Below are 20475 nucleotides of genomic sequence, written 5' to 3'. Positions count from 1 at the left end.
TGCCAAACGATCACGTCGTCCGCAGATTACCGTTGGTCGGCTCGTAGATCTCGCCTTGCTGTTTGAGTTTCTCGATCTCGTGTTCGGCCTTCGACTCGTCGATCCCGACTTCCTCGGCGCGCTCGATCACGACCTCGACCGGCGCGCCGTCGTCGTACTCGTCCTGGATGTCGGCGATGATCCCCTTGATATTCTGGATGCGGTCGCGCTGGCTCTTCGAGGTCCCCGTCTCGACGACGTCGGCGTCGAGTTCGCCGGTCTCGGGGTCGACGCCGATGTCCTGCAGCGACGAGCGGACGATCTCGATCACTCGCTCGGCGTCGCGTTGCTCGACAGTGTCCGAAAGACGAACTCGGGCAGAGGATTCCGCCAGCCGGATGAGCGCCTCGATCTTCCGGGCGGTGACGGGGACTGCGGCGTCCTCGTCCTGGCCTTTCGAGCGCAGGTCGACGTAGAACGACTCGATCTCGTCTTTGGCCTCCTCGGTCATCGTCGGGAAGCAGTTGCGCTTGGCGTAGGCGATGTACTTCCGCAGGAGTTCGGGCTCGATTGTTGGGTCGACCTCCTCGGTGACAGTCTCGACTTCCTCCGCCGAGAAGTCCGGCGTCGCGTTCTCCTGACGGTGGGTGTGCAACTCGCCCGCGTAATTGGTCGTCAGGATGTGCTGGGCCAGCTTTCGATCCTTCTCCTCGTCGGGCTTGTCCGTGACCGTAAAGATCAGATCGAACCGCGAAATGAGGGCGGGCTCCAGATCGATCTGCTCGCCGATCGGCTCGTACTGATCGAATCGCCCGTACTTGGGGTTTGCCGCGCCGAGCAACGAACAGCGACTTTTCAGTGTCGCGTTAATTCCGGCTTTACTTACGCTAATTGACTGTTGCTCGAGTGCTTCGTGCATTGCCGATCGATCGTCCGCGGCCATCTTGTCGAGTTCGTCGACTGCCGCGATCCCTTGATCGGCGAGAACGAGCGCTCCAGCCTCTAAAGTCCACTGCTGGCCGTCTCCGAAGTCGTCTCTAACAGCCGCAGCAGTAAGGCCTGCAGCACTGCTACCTTTCCCCGATGTATAGACGGATCTCGGGGCGATATTTTGTATATATGATAACATCTGCGATTTGCCAGTTCCGGGGTCACCGATCAAGAGCATATGCAGGTCCCCACGGATCCGAGAGCCGTCGGGGAGGTCCTTCGAGACGCCCGAGAACAGCTGGAGGATCATCGAAAGCTTCTCCTGCTCGTAGCCGTAGATCGAGGGGGCGATCGCGCCGACCATCTGCTCGTAGATGTCGGGTTCGTTCGAGAGCTCGACGATCTCCTTTTTGTCCTCGTCGGTGATGTCCATCTCCTCGAACTGCTCGTCCTCGATCTCGACGGTCATCCCGTCCATGTACGTGTCGAACATGGGGGTCTTCTCGTTGCCGCTCTCGCGCTGGTCGAGTTTGAGGACGCCGGTCACGCGGACGTGATCGCCCGCGGTGACGTTGCCAGTGATGTCGTCCTCGATATTGATGTCGATCGACTGGGGCGTCTCGCCGCCGCGCAGTCCCTCGGGGGATTCCTGAACGCGGATCTTCTGGGCGTCGATGAACTCCGACTGGTCGAAGTTGATCCGGAACGGCCCCTGCCGTTCACAGCCCTGGCACTCGTGGGGCTCCTGGAAGTCGCCGGTCGTCTGTGGAATGCGGGTCAGCGTCCCGCAACGCTGACACTCGAAGGCCGCGTCGGTCACCTTGGGACGGACTTCCGTGGCCTTACGGACGATCCCCTGAACGCTGATGAGTTGTCCGCGGTGATCAGCCCGGATGTCCCGGATGCCCGTCGTCTCGGGCAGGTTCTCGATCCGGACGTGGGCCTGCCCGAGTTTGACGTCGACAGGGAGGTCGTACAGTCGCAGCGCCTCTTCGGCGTACTCTTGTAGCTGCTCGGGCTGGTTGCGAACGTCCTCGGCCAGATCCGGGTCGAACCGATAGAGGTCCTGCCAGTCGACGAACAGCGACTTCTGTTCGGAGGGGTACTTCTGTGCGAGTTCGCCGATCTCGTTGCGGTAGTAATCCCGGTAGAACTCCTCGAAGCGATCGATGAGTTCGGTGTTGTCCGCGGTGGCCATTCAGTGAAACCAGAGTTGGGCGTACTCACTCAAGAAGGTTGGCAAAGCACGGCGAAAGTGAGTGGGTGGGGTGCGGTTTTTCCCCAAGTTTTTGCGCGAGCGACCAGCGGGAGCGAGCGGAAAAAGTGGCAACTGAAGGTTGGCAAAGCACGGCGAAAGTGAGTGGGTGGGGTGCTCCGTTCAGTATTCGATCAGTCCGAGGAGTTCCTCGTAGTAGCTGCCGAAGGCGCGATCCGAGCGCGAGCGCGGCCGCTCGAGATCGATGTCGACGATTTCCTGGACGCGTCCCGGCTCTCGATCCATCACGACGACTCGATCGCCGAGTTTGATCGCCTCCTCGATGTCGTGAGTGACGAACAGCACGGTCTTGCCCGTCTCCGTCCAGACGTCGAGCAACTCTTCCTGCAGCTTCGCCTTCGTCTGTGCGTCGACCGCTCCGAACGGTTCGTCCATCAACAGCAGATCGGGGTCGGGAGCCAGCGCGCGAGCGAGCGCGACGCGCTGTTTCATCCCGCCCGAGAGGTCCTTCGGGTGGGTGTCCCCGAACCCGTCGAGTCCGACCGTCTCCAGCAGTTGTTCGACGCGCTCACGACGCTCGGGCGCCGGCGTGCCGTCCTGCTCCAGCCCGAACCCGACGTTGCCCGAGACCGTCCGCCAGGGGAAGAGGTGGTACTCCTGGAAGACGATCCCCAGATCCGGGCCCGGTCCGTCGATCACGTCGCCGTCCAGTCGCACCTCGCCTTCGGTGGGCGTCTGCAGCCCGGCAATGATCCGGAACAGCGTCGTCTTGCCACAGCCAGAGGGACCGACGATCGTGACGAACTCGCCGGGATCGACCGCGAAGGACACCTCTCGAAGCGCCTCGACGGGACCGTTCGAGCCGTCGTAGACCATCGACACGTCGTCGATCGCGACGCGATCCGCAGTGGTTTCTATCGCCATGCGAGAACCCTCCGCTGGAGCAGCCGGAACGCGCTGTCGACCAGCAGGAACATGGCACTCAACACGAGGATGTACGCGATCACGCGATCGACCTGCAGCGAGTTCGCCGCGCGGAATATCTGGCGGCCGATCCCCGGTGCGCCGAAGATCTCCGCCGCGACGACAAGCATCCAGCACCGGCCGATCCCGGTCCGGATCCCGGTCGTGATCTCGGGCAGCGAGGCCGGGAGAACGACCGTCCTGATCAGGCCGAGTTGCCGCCCCACTCCGAGGCTGCGCGCCACGTCAAGCAGATCCTCGGAGACGCCCTCGACGCCGCCGTACGCGGCGTAGAAGTTGATCCAGAACGCGCCGATCGCGATGATGAACGCCGCCCCGGCGTGACCGATCCCGAACCACGCGATCGCGAAGCCGATCAGCGCCAGCGGGGGGACGGGGCGGAGCACCCGGACGACCGGAGTCAGCGTCTCGTCGAGCAATCGACTCCAGCCCAGCGCGACGCCGGCGGCGATCCCCAGCGTCGTCCCGACGACCGTGCCCGGCAGCCAGTGGCGGACGCTGTCCAACAGCGCCGCCTGCATCGTGCCCGCCGCGAGTTCGGACTGGACGGTCACGGCGACAGCGAGCGGCGACGGGAGGACGTACGCCGGCTGGACGGCCGAACCAGCCCACCACAGGCCGACGAATCCGGCGAGCCCGACCGCGCCCAGCACCAGTCGACGCGGGTCGAACGCGTCCACGAGCCGCCCGAGGTCGTCGGTCCGGTCGAGTTCGTTGCTGACGTCCGTCGCCACGGTTAGATCCCCTCGTAGACGCTGTAATCGAAGATCTCGTCCGGCGAGAGCGGATCGTCGAGCTTGCCGGTCCGGGCGGCGAACTCCGAGAAGATCGCCGTCCCGTTTTCGATCTCGCGGGGATCGGTGACGAAGTTCGACAGCGGCCCCTGCAGGGCCGACAGCGCCAGATCCGAATCCAGCCCGATACCGTCCTCGACGATCTCGGCCGTCGGTTCGGGGTTGTCCTGAATGTACTCGTTCGCCCGGACGTGAGCGTCGAGGAACTGTGTCGCGACCTCGCTGTCCCGGACGGCGTCGCTCATCAGCGTCACGGCCGCCGGCTGACCGGGCATGATCCGGGCGGCCGTTCTGAATGTCTCGTAGGGAACTGACTCCGACTGGACGCGGGTCGGGACTGGCTCCATGATCGACGTGCCGTCGATCTCGTCGTTCGCGAGGGCCTGCCAGACGGCGTTCGCGCCGCCGATCTCGATGATATCGACGTCGCCCCCGGGCTCGATCCCCTCCTGCTCGAGCCAGTAACGCAGCAGGATGTCAGGGACGGATCCCTGCGGGAAGGTCCCGAACCGGAACGGCTCGCCGCGCTCTTCCTGCCAGACGTCGAAGGCGTCACTACCGTGTTCGTCCCACAGCGGCCCGAGTTCCTCGTGTGCGAGGATCGCCATCGGTTCCTTGATGTTGGCCGCCGTCACTTTCGCCGGGAGCCCCCGATCGACGAGGATCATCGCCGGGACCACACCGAACATCGCAATGTCGATCTCCCCGCCGCCGTAGGCCTTGACGATCGATGGGCCATCGGTAAACTCCTCGCCGACGACCTTTCGGTCGATATCGTCGAAGTATCCCTGTTCGTCCATCACGAAGTACTGCAGGTCGGGGAAGATCGGCATGTACGCGACCGTCAGTTCGCCGGTGCTGCCGCCCAGAACGGAACAGCCAGCGAGGCCAGTCGTCGCTGCCGCCGTGCCTGCGAGATACGTGCGCCTCGAAATCCGCGTCTCTCGGTTTGCCATTACCGGATACGACGGGCCGGGGTCGTTTATCGAGACAGTTGCTGGCAACGGCTGCACCGTCTCTGTACGCCGATTTCGGCCGACAGAGACGCGAGACAGGAGAGGTAAGGGCGCTCCCAGCCGAACCGCGATTTCGGTGACGTCCCCGTCATCGGATCGTCTTGCTGGTAGCGGTGACAGGGCAGAGAGGCCGTCGGCGACGACTCGAAAGGGAATTACGTTTCGGACGGCGATACGGGATCGATGACCGTCCTGGAGATCGCACGCGACGCGCTGGCGACCGGTCCCGTCTGTGACGCCTGTCTGGGCCGGCTGGTCGCCGACCGGAGTTTCGGGCTGACCAACGCCGAGCGCGGGCGCGCGCTTCGCACGACCGTCGCGCTCGAAGACGACGAACCCTACGAGGAACCCGACGACTGCTGGGTCTGTGAGGGCGAGTCGGACCGGATCGGGACGTGGGTCGATCGCGCGGTCCGGGCCGTCGCCGACTACGCGTTCGACACCTACCAGGTCGGGACGCGCGTCCCGCCGATGCTCGAGGAAAACGACACCCTCCTCCGGGACGACGTGGGCTTGCCCGAGGACGCCGGCGAGCCGCTGAAGGCCGAACTCAACCGGGAAGTCGGCAAGCGCTTCGGCCGGGAGGTCGACGCCGAGGTCGACTTCGAGCGACCGGACGTCCAGCTGTTGCTCGATCTCGGCACCGACGAGGTCGAGCTGCAGGTCAACTCCGCGTTCGTCTACGGTCGCTACAGGAAACTCGAACGGGACATTCCCCAGACGAAGTGGCCCTGCAACGAGTGTGGCGGGACCGGCCTGAAACGCGGGGCGGAGTGTCCGGGCTGTGACGGGACCGGCTTCCGGTACGACGAGAGCGTCGAACAGCTGACAGCGCCGCCGGTCGTCGAGGCCTACGAGGGCGAGTCCGCGACCTTCCACGGGGCGGGCCGCGAGGACGTCGACGCGCTCATGCTCGGGACGGGCCGGCCGTTCGTCATCGAAGTCGAAGATCCCCACACTCGCGAGGTCGATCCCGAAGCGCTCGAAGCGGCGATCAACGACTACGCCGAGGGGAAGGTCGAGGTGACCGATCTGGCGATCCCGACCTACGAGATGGTCGAACGGGTCAAGGAACACGAGGCGTCCAAGACCTACCGGATGGCCGTCGAGTTCGACGGGCCCGTGGCCGACGCGGACCTGCAGGCGGCCCTGGACGACCTCCGCGGTGCGACGATCACCCAGCGGACGCCCCAGCGGGTCGATCACCGCCGGGCCGACATCGACCGGACGCGGGAGGTATACGACATCAAGGGCGACCTCGAGGACGAGACCCACGCGACGATCGAACTCGACGGCGAGGGGGGCCTCTACGTGAAGGAACTCGTCTCCGGCGACGACGGCCGGACCGAACCCAGCCTGTCGGGCTTGCTCGGTGTCGGGGCTGTCGTGACCGCGCTGGACGTGCTCGCGGTCGAGGGCGAAACCGAGCCGTTCCTCACTGAGGCGTATCTCGCAGAGTGAGCAACTCACCGCTGAAGCGCTGTCCCGCTGTGGACAGGTAAGATTTTATATAATCGCTCACACTGACATATAGTGTGCAGTCTTTCCAGCTCCATCTCCCGTTGATTCTCGTTCTACTGGCGACTGAGGTCGGACTACTGACGACGGCCTACGGACTGTATTATATCGACAAGTTTGGACGGACCAAGCAGGTGACGACCTTCACGGCTCTGGCGGCGGCGATCACCGTCTGGGTGTTCTTCGCGCTGTTGCAACTTACTGCGACGACCTACAGACTGTCCTACTGGGCGTACAAGTTGCTTCACTTCGGGTCGTTCACGACTGCGCCTGCGGTGTTGCTCTATGCGCTCTCGATGGGGAACGCGCGTCGATGGGTGAATCGAAAGACGGTGTCCGTCATCGGCGTGGGGTTGTTGCCGGTGTTCGTCTTGCTGTTTACCGATCCCGTACCTGTCCTGTTCGAGGACCCACAGCTGGTCTCGTTCGGAGCGTTCTCCGTGATCAGCCACGGTGAGAGTCCAATCTACGTCGCGTACCTCTCGGCGTTTTATATCGTCGCGACGGCCGGACTCTCGTATATCGTGTATCGGACATGGACCGACTCGAGTCTCAGCCGGAGGCAGACTGCGGTTCTGGTCCCAGCTATCTTTGCGCCGATGCTGTTGTCCGTCGTCCAGACGTTCGATATCCTCCCGTTCGAGACACCGGGCACGATCCTGACGCCGGCGTCGTTTTCGATCGGGATGGCAGGTGTGGGCTATGCGGCGTTCCGGTACGAGACCTTCGATACGAAAGCGCTGGCCCGTTCTCGCGCGATCGAAACGATGCGAGAGGGGTATTTGCTCGTCGACACCGGCGGGGAGATCATCGACGTCAACGCACGCGCTCGGTCGTTGCTCGACGCCGAGACCGCACTCGTCGGCACGAAAATATCAGAGCTGTTCGCTGAGCCTGATGGACAGGCCCTCGAAGCAGGTGACGATGCGCCACCGTTCGAAGTAGCAGTTGACGGTCCCGATGGCGACACGAGAACGCTGGAAGTCTCGACCTCGAAGTTCACTACGAGCAGCGAACAGACCCTCGGTACGCTGTTCGTCGTCCGCGAGATCACTGCGCGCAAACGGGCCCAAGAACAAGTCAAGCGACAGCGAGACAATATCGCGGTGCTGGATCAGATGGTCCGACACGACATCAGAAATCACCTCCAGAGCGTGTTGGGTGGAGCCGACCTTCTGGCAACGAAGGCGGAAATGACGGATGACGAAGCCCGATATCTGGAGATGATAACTGAAAACGCTGACCACGCGGTCGACCTGACGAAATCGGCCCGGGAACTCGCCACCGTGATGCTCGAACCCGAGTCGGAGTTCGAGCCGGTGAACGTGAGAGCCGTACTCACTGACGAAATCGAGAAAGTTAGCGATTCGTTCGACAGTGTATCGATCGCAGCTGAGGGGTCGATCCCAAACGTATCGGTCACGGGAGACGAGATGCTGGGATCCGTGTTTCGCAATCTACTGAAAAACGCCGTTCAGCACAACGATACGGAACAGCCCGAGGTAGTCGTCTCGGCGACCGAACGAGACGATCGGGTTCGTGTTTCGATCGCCGACAACGGGCCCGGCATTCCAGACGTCCACAAAGAGCAGTTATTTTCGAAAGGAGAAACCGGCCTCGACAGCGAGGGGACCGGCATCGGACTCTACCTCGTCAGGACGCTCGTCGAACGGTACGGCGGTTCAGTGAGCGTCGAAGACAACGAGCCACGGGGGTCGATATTCACGGTGTCACTTCCACGCGCGGAGTCGTCGTAGTATGTCGCCCTGTGAGCGATCGGGTCGCCCTCTCGAAACTAGCGACTGCGCTTCGGTAGGGTTTTGCCACCGGTGTCCGTTGTTCGGACCATGACAGGAGCGTCTATCTCCGAGCAGCTCGAAGACGTCGAGTCAGCAGTCGAATCAGGGCGCAAGAAGATCGACTGGGCCCGCCAGCACATGTCAATCGTCGAGTCGCTTCGCGAGGACTTCGAGGCCGACCAGCCACTGGCCGGCGAGACGGTCGCAATGGCGATGCACGTCGAGGCCACAACGGCCGTCCTGACGGAGGCACTGGCGGCCGCGGGGGCGGAGGTCGCGATCACGGGGTGTAACCCGCTGTCGACTCACGACGACGTGAGCGCGGCGCTTGACGCACACGAGAACATCACCTCCTACGCCAAGCGCGGCGTCGACGACGAGGCCTACTACGACGCGATGCACAGCGTGATCGACCACGACCCGACCATCACCGTCGACGACGGGGCAGACCTGGTCTTTCTCGTCCACGAGGAGTATCCCGAGTTGATCGACTCGATCATCGGCGGCTGTGAGGAGACGACCACGGGCGTCCACCGCCTGCGGGCGATGGACGATGACGGCGCGCTCGAGTATCCGATGTTCGCCGTCAACGACACGCCGATGAAGCGACTGTTCGACAACGTCCACGGGACCGGCGAGGCCTCGATGGTCGCGATCGAGCTCACGACGAACCTCTCGATCGCCGGCAAGACCGTCGTCGTCGGCGGCTACGGCCAGTGTGGCAAGGGCGTCGCCAAGAAGGCCTCGGGTATGAACGCCGACGTGATCGTCACTGAAATCGACCCGCGCCAGGCACTGGAAGCCCACATGGAGGGCTTCGAGGTCACGACGATGGACGAGGCCGCACGGGACGGCGACATCTTCGTGACGACGACCGGCAACCGCGACGTCATCACCGAACAGCACTTCGAGGTCATGCAGGACGGTGTGTTGCTGGCCAACGCCGGCCACTTCGACGTCGAGATCAACCTCGAGCACCTCGAATCGATGGCTGAAGAGGTTGTCGAGGCGCGCGACGGAGTCACCGGCTACGTCATGCCCGACGGTCGCCAGCTCAACGTCCTCGCGGAGGGACGGCTGGTCAACCTCGCCGCGCCGAAAGCCGAGGGCCACCCGGTCGAAGTGATGGACCAGAGCTTCGGGATCCAGGCGGTCGCCGCCCGGGAGATGGCGACCAATGGCGACCAGTACGACGCCGGCGTCCACGAGATTCCCGACCGACTCGACCGCGAGGTTGCGGAGATCAAACTGGACGCGGAAGGCATCGAGATCGACGAGCTAACCCCGGAACAGCGCGAGTACATGGACTCCTGGCAGCACGGGACCTAGTCGTCGGCTGTGGCAGTGTTGCGGGCGAGATCCTCGACGAGGTCGTCGACAGCCTGATTGATATCGACGATCTGTCCGGTCTGGTCGTCGATCTCGACGACGATCCGCTCGACCTCGTCTGCGATCTCCTCGGCGTTAGTCGTCGACTGATCGACCATACTGGCGATCTCCTCGGCCGAGGCGGCCTGCTCGTCGGTGGCATCAGCGACCTCCTGGATCCCGGCGTTGATTTCCTGAACCGCCTCGCCGAGCTCTTCGAGGATGTCGACGGCCTCGCCGACGCTGTCGAGTCCGCGTTCGATCTCCTCGTTGTTCTCTTCGAGACTGGCGACGGCGTTCTCGGTATCGCCCTGGATGTCCGCGACCATCTCTTCTATCCTGGTAGCCTCCTGTTGGGCCTGCTCGGCCAGCGATTTCACCTCGTCAGCGACGACGCCGAACCCCTCACCGGCCTCACCCGCACGAGCAGCCTCGATCGAGGCGTTCAGTGCCAGCATGTTCGTCTGGTCGGCGATATCGTTGATAATTTCGACGACCTCATCGATTTCTTCGACGCTTTCCTGGATCGTTCGGACGTCTTCGCTGACGCTCTCGGACGCCTCTCTGATCGATTCCATCACGTCGATCGTCTCGTCGGCGACGCCTTGCCCCCGTTCGGCGAGCCGCTCGGCCTCCTGACTGGACGACGAGACCTGCTGCGTCGAGGAGGCCACCTCTTCGACGGCCGCACTGAGATTCGATATCTCGTCGGAGACCTTGTCGATCCCCCGATACTGTTCGGCGGTGAGTTCCTTGATGTAGTCCGCCTGTTCGGCGATCTCGACCGAGGAGTCTTCCAATTTCGCAACCGAAGTCTGGATCTCGCTCGCGGCCTCGTGGTCGTATCCCGCGCTCCGGTCGATATTCTCCTTGAGTTCGTCGATATCCCGGTCGATGTCTCGATCGATATTTGATTCAGACATCTACCCATATTTCCTGGCGCAGATATAAAAAGCTAACAGCCAATTGATTGGGCAGTTCGTCGAGCGATCCGCGTTGGCGTTTATCCGTGACGTCTGTCGGCTCCGCCCGGAGTCCAGTCGAGCAATATAAATGACCGACTGCCCAATCCGATGACGAATGCGGATAGAACAGCTCGGCACCGGCGAACCGGCCGTCGCCGTCGTCGGGGCCATCCACGGTGACGAGCCCTGTGGCGTGACGGCGATCGATCGCCTCCTGGCGTCTGACCCTCCCATCGAGCGACCGGTAAAGTTGATCGTCGCGAACGAGCGAGCGCTGGCGGCCGAACAGCGCTACTGCGAGGAGGACCTCAACCGGACGTTTCCGGGCGATCCCGACGGTTCGACACACGAGTCTCGGCTCGCGGCCGAGCTGACGGCCGAGCTCGACGGCTGTACGACGCTGGCGCTGCACTCGACGCAGTCCTACGAGGAGCCGTTCGCGATCGTCGAACAGGCGGGCGGCCGGTCGGAGGAACTGGCGCGTCGGCTGCCGGTCGATGCGATCGTCGAGACCGGCCCGTTCGACGACGGGCGACTGTTCCAGTCTGTCGAGACGCTCGTCGAGGTCGAGGCCGGCTATCAGGGGTCGACGGTCGCCGCGGACAACGCCACCCGGATCGTCCGGGAGTTCCTGCGGGCGACCGGCGTGCTGGCTGACCAACCGCCGCTCGAACCGCACGAGAAAGACGTCTACAGGCTCGACGACGTCGTCCCGAAACGAGAGGCAGAGAAATACGAGGTCTGCGTCTCGAACTTCGAGCGCGTCGAGGCCGGCGACGCCTTCGCCGCGGCCGACGGCGAGCGCGTCGTCGCCGACGAACCGTTCTACCCCGTGTTGCTGTCTGCGTACGGCTACGAGGACGTCTTCGGGTACACGGCGAAAAAGCGGGACAGTTCCGCCTAGCAGGAAACGTGACGGTGTGCGGTCGGTGGCCCGGTCAAGCGTCGTCAGGGGGCGCGAACTCGACGAGCGTCAGGTCCCGATCCAGCATACAGTAGTCGTGTGGCGGCTCGCCGAACACCTCGTCGATCGTGTACTGCTCGTCGAACTCGGCACCGGCGGGCTCGCAGTACTCGTGGCTGGGGCAGTCCGTGTACGGGCAGGGCCCTTCGAGCTGGGACTTGCTCCCGGCGTAAGCGCCCTTCGAGGCGACGTTCGCCCGGATCGAAGCGGGTTCGACCTCGACGGCCTGCACGCCGGTGTCGTGGACGCCACAGTCGAGCACGCTGGCGTTCTCTCTGACTGTGACGATCTCGTACTTGCGGCCCGCGGTGAGGTTGAGACACTGATCGCGGTAGGGACACCCCTCACAGGCCTCGGCAGGCCCCTGATAGACGAACGTCTGACCGACCTCCGCCAGGCGCGTGCCGACGAGCGTGAGCTGAGCCATCGACCGTCAGTACACCCCCGAGCCGATTAAGTTTCTCGCCCGGCCACCTCGTCGAGTCTGCCCCCGCCGGTCAGCCCGTCGAATTTGTCCCACGTCCCGTCAGCTCGTCGAGTTTATCGAGGTATCGCTCGCGCGGGACCTGATACAGCGACCGGTAGTCGAACTCGCCGTCGGCGAAGGCTTTCGCCAGTTCGACCGTTTCCTCGACCGCTACCTTGCGGTCGTCGAACCGCCGGCGATCGGCCGTCACGTCCGGCTCCAGCGACAGCGTCACGTACCAGGGATCGTCCGGAGCCGGTTCGGGTCTGCCTGGACGGCGACCACGCGACCCCTTCGTGAGATACAGCGTCGGCAGACACGGCGGCGGGAACGCCTCGCTATCGAAGACGCCCGGCCGGTAGACGACCACGGCCCGCCCCGCCTCCTCGCTCCAGACCGACCACCCGTCGGGCAGCGCACTCGCCAGTTCCATAGTCGCCTCACCGCCGCGATGGAAAAGAACCTCCCGGTCGGGAGCGATGGGTTTATAAATGGTTGCAGAGGCGGCCGGACGGAGATAACCAGATCTGGTTTCGTGGCGCTTTCAGATTGCGTTCTTCGCCACCCGTGCGTGTTACTCACACCCCGGATAAAGCGAGGGTTTAAGTAAATGAGGTCCCCTTAGGTATTACAGTATCGGAAAATGCGACACACGATACCATACGACACGACACGGTCGCCCGGGTCCGGTCCCCACCGCCGGGCGCGACCAGCAACGTTCGACCCCTCCGAAACAGCGTCCGGGCCTGCCGCCCCGTACGGCCAGTCACGCGGAGACTGGACGCGGGCAACGCCACGCGTGATACCATGAGTGAACCGGAGTCGCTCTCGGAGCTGAGCGACGAGTACCGCGCGTCGATCCCGTCCGATCTGCGGGATCACCACGACTTCACGTGGTATCTCGAACAGCTCTACGACGAGCCGCGGATCGCTCGCAGCGCACACCAGCGGGTCGCGGACATGTTCGACTACTACGGCACCGAGTACGACGAGGACGCCGGTCTCGTCGAGTACAAACTGGCCTCCGAAGACCCCGTCGCCGACGGCGAGAACACCTTCTACGGCCGGGTCATCCACGAGTCGATCCACGAGTTCGTCAACAAGGTCAAAAGCGGCGCCCGCGGACTCGGGCCGCAAAAGCGGATCAAGCTCTTGCTGGGCCCGGTCGGTTCGGGCAAGTCCGACTTCGACCGGCAGGTCAGACGCTACTTCGAGGATTACACCCGCCGCGAGGCGGGCCGGATGTACACCTTCCGGTGGACGAACCTCTGTGACGTCATCCCCGATCAGGACCCCGCCGACGACACCGTCCGGTCGCCGATGAACCAGGACCCGCTCGTGCTGGTGCCGGAAGGTCAGCGCCGGACGATCCTGGACGACGTCAACGAGATCCTCGACGCACCGTACACGATCCGCAACGAGCAGAGCCTCGACCCGGCCAGCGAGTTCTACATGGACCGGCTGCTGGCGTACTACGACGACGATCTGGAGACTGTCCTGGAGAACCACGTCGAGATCGTCCGACTCGTCGCCGACGAGAACATGCGCCAGGCCGTCGAGACCTTCGAACCCAAAGACAAGAAAAACCAGGACGAGACCGAGTTGACCGGCGACGTCAACTACAGCAAGATCGCGATCTACGGCGAGTCGGACCCGCGGGCGTTCGACTACTCGGGAGCCTTCTGCAACGCCAACCGCGGGCTGTTCTCCGGCGAGGAACTGCTGAAACTCCAGCGGGAGTTCCTCTATGACTTCCTGCACGCCACTCAGGAACAGACGATCAAGCCCAAGAACAACCCCCGGATCGACATCGACCAGGTGATCGTCGGCCGGACGAACATGCCCGAATACAGGGACAAGAAGGGCGACGAGAAGATGGAGGCGTTCAACGACCGCACCAAGCGTATCGACTTCCCCTACGTGTTGAGCTACGAGGACGAGGCGATGATCTACCGGAAGATGCTGCGAAACGCCGACCTGCCGGACATCTCCGTCGAACCGCACACCCTGGAGATGGCGGGGCTGTTCGGCGTCCTGACCCGGGTCGAGGAACCCGATGCCAGCAACGTCGACTTGCTCCAGAAGGCCAAAGCCTACAACGGCGAGAGCGAGAGCGACGAGGTCGACGTCAGGAAACTCCGCGAGGAGGGCGACGCCGCCGCCGAGATCAGCGAGGGCATGGACGGCGTCAGTCCGCGGTTCATCGGCGACGAGATCGCCGAGGCGATCATGGACTCGATGCACCGCGATCGGGCGTTCCTCTCGCCGCTCGCGACGTTCACCCACCTCGAGGAGAACCTCGAAAACCACGGGTCGATTCCCGAAGACCGCTTCGACACCTACTACCGGTACCTCGAACTCGTCCGCGAGGAGTACCGCGAACGGGCGATCGAGGACGTCCGCCACGCGCTGGCCTACGACGTCGAGGAGATCCGCCGCCAGGGCGAGAAGTACATGGATCACGTGATGGCCTACATCGACGACGACACCGTCGAAGACGAGATTACCGGCCGCGAGCAGGAACCCGACGAGACGTTCCTCCGCAGCGTCGAGGAGAAGCTCGAGCTGCCCCGCGACCGCAAGGACGACTTCCGCCAGGAGGTCGCGAACTGGGTCTCACGGCGCGCCCGCGAGGGCGAGAGTTTCGATCCGCAGGACAACGACCGCCTGCGTCGGGCTCTGGAGCGCAAACTCTGGGAGGACAAGAAACACAACATCAACTTCTCGGCGCTGGTCGCCTCCGGCGAGATGAGCGAGGACGAACGCAGCGCCTGGATCGAAGCGCTGATCGATCAGGGCTACAGTCGCGACGGTGCCAGGGAGGTGCTGGAGTTCGCCGGCGCAGAGGTCGCCAAAAGCGAGATGGAAGAGTGATGGACGGCACTGACTTCATCGATGCGGCCGATCGGACCCTCGACCGGGCCTACCGGGAGCCGCTGTCGCTGCCGGAGTACGTCGATCTGATCCTCGAACGGCCGGCGGTCGCCGCCCACGCCTCGCAGTACCTGCTCGACGCCATCGAGGCGGCCGGAACCCGAACCGTGATCGAGGAGGGCGAACAGACCGAGCGCTACCGGTTCTTCGACGACCCGTACAACGACGGCGAGCACGCGATCCTCGGCAACACCGACGTGCTGAACGCCTTCGTCGACGACCTGCGATCGATCGCGGCCCGGCGGGGCAACGACGAGACGATCATCTGGTTCACCGGCCCGACCGCGACCGGCAAGTCCGAACTGAAACGCTGTCTGATCAACGGACTCCGGGCGTACTCGAAGACCGACGAGGGCCGTCGATACACCCTCGAGTGGAACGTCAGCGGCGCGGGCGAGACGAGCGGGCTCACCTACGGTGCCAGCCACCGCGAGAACGAGGACGACTGGTACGAGAGCCCGGTCCAGACGCACCCGCTCTCGGTCTTCCCGGAATCGGTCCGCGAGGAGGTCCTCGACGCCGTCAACGACCGGCTCGACCACACGACGATCCACGTCGACGCCGATCTGGACCCGTTCTCGCGGGAAGCCTACGATCACCTGACCGAGCAGTACCGTCGACAGGGCGTCGAGGACCTGTTCTCGGCGGTGACCGACCCCGACCACCTGCGCGTGACCAACTACGTCGTCGACCTCGGTCAGGGGATCGGCGTCCTGCACAGCGAAGACGAGGGCAGCCCCAAGGAGCGACTCGTCGGGTCGTGGATGGCCGGCATGTTGCGCGAGCTGGACTCGCGTGGCCGGAAGAACCCGCAGGCGTTCTCCTACGACGGCGTGCTCAGTCAGGGCAACGGCCTGCTGACGATCGTCGAGGACGCCGCCCAGCACGCCGACCTCCTCCAGCGACTGCTGAACGTCCCCGACGAAGCAGCCGTCAAACTCGACAAGGGGATCGGCATGGACGTCGACACGCAACTGGTCGTCATCTCCAACCCCGATCTGGAGGCGACGCTCGACCAGCACGCCGATCGCGGGGGCGAGGACCCGCTGAAAGCCCTTAAGCGGCGGCTGACCAGACACGAGTTCACCTACCTGACGAACCTCTCGCTGGAGGCCCAGCTCCTTCGCCGGGAACTGACTACCGAGACGGCCGTCTGGACGGCCGATTCCTGGTCGGCACTGGACGAGCGCATCAGGAGTGCGATCGCTGTCGAGGTCGATCGCGGCGACGGCGTCCGCGAGCGCGAACTCGCGCCACACGCACTAGAGGCGGCCGCGCTGTACGACGTCGTCTCGCGACTAGACGATAGCGACCTCCCTGCTGACCTCGGACTCGTCGAGAAGGCGCTGCTGTTCGATCGCGGCTATCTCCAGGACGGCGACGAGCGCCGCGGGGCCGAGGCCTTCGCGTTCGACGAGAGCGCTGCCGACGGCGAGCACGGAATCCCCGTGACCTACACGCGCGACGTGATCGCCGATCTCCTCCAGGAGGAGACCGACCGCCACCACGCCGAGTTGCCGGTCGAGGACGTGCTCATGCCGCGGGACGTCCTGAACGCGATGGTCCAGAGACTCCGGACGGCTCCGGTCTTCTCGCCGTCCGAGACGGCCGAGTTCGAGGAGCGAGTCGTCCCGGTCAAGAGCCGGGTCTTCGACAGACAGGAGTCGGACGTCCTGGCAGCGATCATGTACGAGAGCGGCGTCACCGACGAGACCGTCGAGGAGTACGTCGAACACGTCTACGCCTGGGCGACCAGCGAGCGCATCGAGAACGACCGCGGGGAGTCCGTCGCCCCCGACCCGCTGAAGATGAGGGTCTTCGAGATCGAGCACCTCGGTCGGTTCACCGAGAGCGACTACCGCGGCAACGAGCCGACCGACGAGGTCACTGCGTTCCGAACGGAGAAGGTCATCACCGCGCTGAACCGCCACGCCTGGCACAACCGCGACGACCAGTTCCGGGTCGAGGACGTGACGCTGACCGAGATCCCGGTCATCGAGTCGGTGCTAGGCAGCCACGACTGGACGGACGTCAGGCGGGCCTTTGAGGACTTCGACCCGCGACAGTGGGATGATCCCCCGGAAGACACCGAGACGGCCCGGATCAAGGCGCGGACGATCGAGACGATGGCCGAGCAGTTCGGCTACAGCGAGGCCGCGGCCGAACTCACGAGCCGTCACGTCATGGGACAGGTGAGTTACCGATGGGACTGAGAGACGACCTCGAGCGCTACCGGGAGGTGGGCGAGAAGCGCCGCCAGGATCTGGCGGCGTTCATCCAGTACGGCGATCTGGGGAACTCGCGGCGCGACGCCGTCCGGATCCCGATCAAGATCGTCGACCTCCCCGAGTTCGTCTACGACCGCCGCGACATGGGCGGAGTCGGGCAGGGCGACGGTGCCGAGGAGGGCGATCCCGTCGGCCAGCCACAGCCGGGCGACGGCGACGAAGACGGCGATCCCGGCGAGGAGGGCGGCGACCACGAGTACTACGAGATGGACCCCGAGGAGTTCGCACAGGAACTCGACGAACGGCTCGGACTGGACCTCGAGCCGAAAGGCAAGAAGGTCGTCGAGGAGACCGAGGGCGATTTCACCGACATCACCCGCACCGGTCCGTCCTCGACGCTTGACTTCGAGCGGCTGTTCAAGGAGGGGCTGAAGCGCAAGATGGCGATGGACTTCGACGAGGAGTACGTCAGGGAGGCGCTGCGCGTCGACGGCTGGGGACCGGCGACGGTCTACGAGTGGGCGCGCAGCGAGCACATCCCCGTCTCGCGGGCCTGGATCGAGAACGCCTACGAGGACCTGCCGGCCGACGAACGCGACCGCTGGGCCTCCGTCGAGGAGATGGAGGCGAGCGTCGAACACGAGACGACGGCCCAGCGGATCCGCCGGGAGGGACTGGAGGAGATCCCCTTCCGCAGCGAGGACGAACGCTACCGATACCCCGAAGTCGTCGAGACCCCCGAGCGAAACGTCGTCGTGGTCAACATCCGCGACGTCTCCGGGAGCATGCGCCAGCAGAAGCGCGAACTGGTCGAGCGGACGTTCACGCCGCTGGACTGGTATCTCCAGGGGAAATACGACAACGCCGAGTTCGTCTACATCGCCCACGACGCCGAGGCCTGGGAGGTCGACCGCGAGGAGTTCTTCGGCATCCGGTCCGGCGGCGGGACGCGCATCTCAAGCGCCTACGAACTCGCCGCGGCGGTCCTCGAGCAGGAGTATCCCTACAGCGAGTGGAACCGCTACGTCTTCGCCGCAGGCGACAGCGAGAACTCCAGCAACGACACCGAACAGCAGGTGATCCCGCTGATGGAGGAGATCCCGGCGAACCTCCACGCGTACGTCGAGACTCAGCCCTCGGGCAACGCGATCAACGCCACACACGCCGAGGAGGTCGAGCGCCACTTCCGGAACAGCGACGACGTGGCCGTCGCCTACGTCACCAGTCCCGACGACGTCGTCGACGCCATCTACGAGGTGCTCAGCACGGAGGACGAATCATGATCGACGACCGAATCGAAGCACAGCGGATCGCCGACGAACTGGAAGAACCCGTCGCCCGAGCGGGCGAACTGGCGCGGAAACTCGGGCTGACGCCCTATCCGGTCAACTACTGGATCGTCGACTACGACGAGATGAACGAACTCATCGCCTACGGCGGGTTCCAGGAGCGGTATCCCCACTGGCGGTGGGGGATGGCCTACGACCGCCAGCGCAAGCAAAGCCAGTTCCTCGGCGGGAAGGCCTTCGAGATCGTCAACAACGACAACCCGTCACACGCGTTCCTTCAGGAGTCGAACTCGCTGGCCGACCAGAAGGCGGTGATCACCCACGTCGAGGCCCACGCCGACTTCTTCGCCAACAACGAGTGGTTCGGGCTGTTCACCGACGGCGAGGAGTCGTCGCAGGACCCGGCGGCCGCCGAGATGCTCGCCCGCCACGCCGAGACGATCCGGGAGTACATGCGCGACCCCGAGATCGACCGCAACGAGGTCGAGCAGTGGATCGACCACGTCCTCTGTCTGGCGGACACGATCGACCAGCACCGGCCGTACTCGCCGACCGTGACCGACGACGAGACGGATCTCGACGCCGCCGATCCCGACGAGCGTCTCGAGGAACTGGACCTCTCGGAGGACATCACCCGGCAGGTCTTCGACGACGAGTGGCGCGACGCACAGGTCGAAGACGAGGCGCGTTCGTTCCCGGCGACCCCCGAGAAAGACGTGCTCGCGTTCCTCCGGGAGCACGGCAGACAGTACGACGAGGCGGCGGGCAAGGCCGTCGAGATGACCGACTGGCAAAAGGACGTACTGGAGATCGTCCGCCGGGAGGCGTACTACTTCGCGCCCCAGAAGATGACGAAGGTGCTCAACGAGGGGTGGGCCAGTTACTGGGAGTCGCTGATGATGGTCGGGGAGGGGTTCGCGAGCGCCGAGGAGTTCGTCACCTACGCCGACCACATGTCGAAAGTGCTCGGCTCGGGCGGGCTCAACCCGTACAAACTCGGGTTCGAGCTGTGGCAGCACGTCGAGAACCTCGCCAACCGACGGGAGGTCGTCGAACGCCTCCTGCGGGTCGAGGGGATCACCTGGCGGAACTTCCAGGAGGCCGTCGACTTCGAGGCGGTGCAGTCGGCGCTCGCGCCGCCGGCGTGGATCGAGGACGTCCCCGGCCACCTCGAGGAGATCGACCCGGACGATCCCCGCGTCGATGCCGACGCGCTCGAACGCGCCCGGAACGGCGACCTCGATGTCGAGACCTACCCGTGGGCGGTCCTCTCCTACGAGGGGCTCGTCCGGCGTCACTACTCGCTGGTGAAGCCCCAGAACCGGGGCTTTCTATCCCGGATCGGACAGCCACAGCTGGAGCGGATCAGCCGGTACCTGTTCGACGACAGCCGTTACGACAGCGTCGAGGCGGCGCTTTCGGACGTCGACTACGCCCGCGGCTGGGACCGGATGCGCGAGATCCGCCAGAGCCACAACGACGTGACGTTCATCGACGAGTTCCTCACCGACGAGTTCGTCGAGGAAAACGACTACTTCGCCTACGAGCACTCCCAGCAGACCGACGACTTCCGGGTTTCCTCGACGGATCCCGGAGACGTCAAGCGGAAGCTGCTGTTGCAGTTCACCAACTTCGGCAAGCCGACGGTCGTTGTCGAGGACGGCAACTACGACAACGCCGGCGAGCTGTTGCTCGCCCATCGATACAACGGGATCGTGCTGGACATCGAGCAGGCGACGGACGTGCTCGAACGCGCGTTCGAACTGTGGGGTCGGCCCGTGAACCTGCTCACCATCGACAAGGAGTACGACGACAGCGAAATAGAGGTCGCCCGCCGCCAGGACCGCGAACCCGAACCGATCGAGGTCGGGCGACGACTGCGATACGACGGTCAGGAGGTCACGGTCGACGAGGTCCCCTGGGAGATGGTCGAACACCTCGCGGCGACCGACGTCGACTACGATACCACACCCGAGGAGTGGCTCGACTAGATCCGGTCGGGACCGCCACCGCGTCGTCCGGACC

At 64.4% G+C, this 20475-nt stretch carries 15 protein-coding genes; 8 read left to right on the top strand and 7 right to left on the bottom strand.

The window, feature by feature from the left end; all coding sequences use genetic code 11:
- Window positions 1-10 precede the first annotated feature (10 nt).
- The 4 genes from HSR122_RS04280 to HSR122_RS04265 all read right to left on the bottom strand — a co-directional run bounded on the left by HSR122_RS04280 (window position 11) and on the right by HSR122_RS04265 (window position 4859).
- A complete protein-coding gene (locus HSR122_RS04280; protein WP_229111448.1) occupies window positions 11-2107 on the bottom strand; it encodes a minichromosome maintenance protein MCM in 2097 nt (698 codons plus the stop codon).
- 180 nt (window positions 2108-2287) lie between these two features.
- Complete coding sequence (locus HSR122_RS04275; RefSeq protein ID WP_229111447.1) at window positions 2288-3049, bottom strand: ABC transporter ATP-binding protein; 762 nt, start codon at window positions 3047-3049, stop codon at window positions 2288-2290.
- On the bottom strand, window positions 3040-3843 hold the full coding sequence (locus tag HSR122_RS04270) for an ABC transporter permease (RefSeq protein WP_229111446.1): 804 nt from the start codon (window positions 3841-3843) through the stop codon (window positions 3040-3042). Before HSR122_RS04270 ends, HSR122_RS04275 begins: the two co-directional genes overlap by 10 nt.
- 2 nt (window positions 3844-3845) lie before the next feature.
- On the bottom strand, window positions 3846-4859 hold the full coding sequence (locus HSR122_RS04265; protein ID WP_229111445.1) for an ABC transporter substrate-binding protein: 1014 nt from the start codon (window positions 4857-4859) through the stop codon (window positions 3846-3848).
- Between the two features lie 243 nt (window positions 4860-5102).
- On the opposite strand from HSR122_RS04265, the gene HSR122_RS04260 reads away from it, so the two are divergent.
- The 3 genes from HSR122_RS04260 to HSR122_RS04250 all read left to right on the top strand — a co-directional run bounded on the left by HSR122_RS04260 (window position 5103) and on the right by HSR122_RS04250 (window position 9565).
- Complete coding sequence (locus tag HSR122_RS04260; RefSeq protein ID WP_229111444.1) at window positions 5103-6380, top strand: tRNA pseudouridine(54/55) synthase Pus10; 1278 nt, start codon at window positions 5103-5105, stop codon at window positions 6378-6380.
- Between the two features lie 74 nt (window positions 6381-6454).
- Window positions 6455-8194 (top strand): histidine kinase N-terminal 7TM domain-containing protein, encoded by a 1740-nt coding sequence (locus HSR122_RS04255; protein ID WP_229111443.1) that lies wholly within the window; start codon window positions 6455-6457, stop codon window positions 8192-8194.
- Window positions 8195-8284: 90 nt separating this feature from the next.
- On the top strand, window positions 8285-9565 hold the full coding sequence (locus HSR122_RS04250; protein ID WP_229111442.1) for an adenosylhomocysteinase: 1281 nt from the start codon (window positions 8285-8287) through the stop codon (window positions 9563-9565).
- Here the strand turns inward: HSR122_RS04250 and HSR122_RS04245 are convergent.
- The gene (locus HSR122_RS04245) at window positions 9562-10527 is read right to left on the bottom strand and encodes a methyl-accepting chemotaxis protein (protein WP_229111441.1); all 966 of its coding nucleotides are present in this window, start codon (window positions 10525-10527) and stop codon (window positions 9562-9564) included. The two genes, HSR122_RS04250 and HSR122_RS04245, sit on opposite strands and share 4 nt — an antisense overlap.
- A gap of 157 nt (window positions 10528-10684) precedes the next feature.
- On the opposite strand from HSR122_RS04245, the gene HSR122_RS04240 reads away from it, so the two are divergent.
- The gene (locus tag HSR122_RS04240; RefSeq protein WP_229111440.1) at window positions 10685-11473 is read left to right on the top strand and encodes a M14 family metallopeptidase; all 789 of its coding nucleotides are present in this window, start codon (window positions 10685-10687) and stop codon (window positions 11471-11473) included.
- Window positions 11474-11507: 34 nt separating this feature from the next.
- Here the strand turns inward: HSR122_RS04240 and HSR122_RS04235 are convergent, their stop codons facing one another.
- Together HSR122_RS04235 and HSR122_RS04230 are read right to left on the bottom strand one after the other, a co-directional pair.
- Window positions 11508-11960, bottom strand: coding sequence for a UPF0179 family protein (locus tag HSR122_RS04235; RefSeq protein WP_229111439.1), 453 nt, complete (start codon window positions 11958-11960; stop codon window positions 11508-11510).
- Between the two features lie 70 nt (window positions 11961-12030).
- Entirely contained in the window at window positions 12031-12432 is a 402-nt protein-coding gene (locus HSR122_RS04230; protein WP_229111438.1) for a DUF5820 family protein, read from the bottom strand.
- A 374-nt stretch (window positions 12433-12806) separates the two neighbouring features.
- On the opposite strand from HSR122_RS04230, the gene HSR122_RS04225 reads away from it, so the two are divergent.
- From HSR122_RS04225 to HSR122_RS04210, 4 genes are read left to right on the top strand one after another with little or no spacing between them, the layout of a single operon-like run.
- Entirely contained in the window at window positions 12807-14873 is a 2067-nt protein-coding gene (locus HSR122_RS04225; RefSeq protein ID WP_229111437.1) for a PrkA family serine protein kinase, read from the top strand.
- Complete coding sequence (locus HSR122_RS04220) at window positions 14873-17146, top strand: PrkA family serine protein kinase (RefSeq protein ID WP_229111436.1); 2274 nt, start codon at window positions 14873-14875, stop codon at window positions 17144-17146. The genes HSR122_RS04225 and HSR122_RS04220 overlap by 1 nt, the downstream gene beginning before the upstream one ends.
- Window positions 17137-18444 carry a YeaH/YhbH family protein gene (locus HSR122_RS04215; RefSeq protein WP_229111435.1) on the top strand — a complete coding sequence of 436 codons (1308 nt, stop codon included), beginning with the start codon at window positions 17137-17139 and terminating at the stop codon, window positions 18442-18444. Before HSR122_RS04220 ends, HSR122_RS04215 begins: the two co-directional genes overlap by 10 nt.
- Window positions 18441-20441 carry a SpoVR family protein gene (locus HSR122_RS04210; protein WP_229111434.1) on the top strand — a complete coding sequence of 667 codons (2001 nt, stop codon included), beginning with the start codon at window positions 18441-18443 and terminating at the stop codon, window positions 20439-20441. Before HSR122_RS04215 ends, HSR122_RS04210 begins: the two co-directional genes overlap by 4 nt.
- Window positions 20442-20475: the final 34 nt, after the last annotated feature.

The organism is Halapricum desulfuricans, assembly GCF_017094525.1.
Lineage (GTDB): Archaea > Halobacteriota > Halobacteria > Halobacteriales > Haloarculaceae > Halapricum > Halapricum desulfuricans.
The sequence above is the reverse complement of the archived record's forward strand: the minus strand, read 5'-3'. Positions and strand labels throughout refer to the sequence as shown.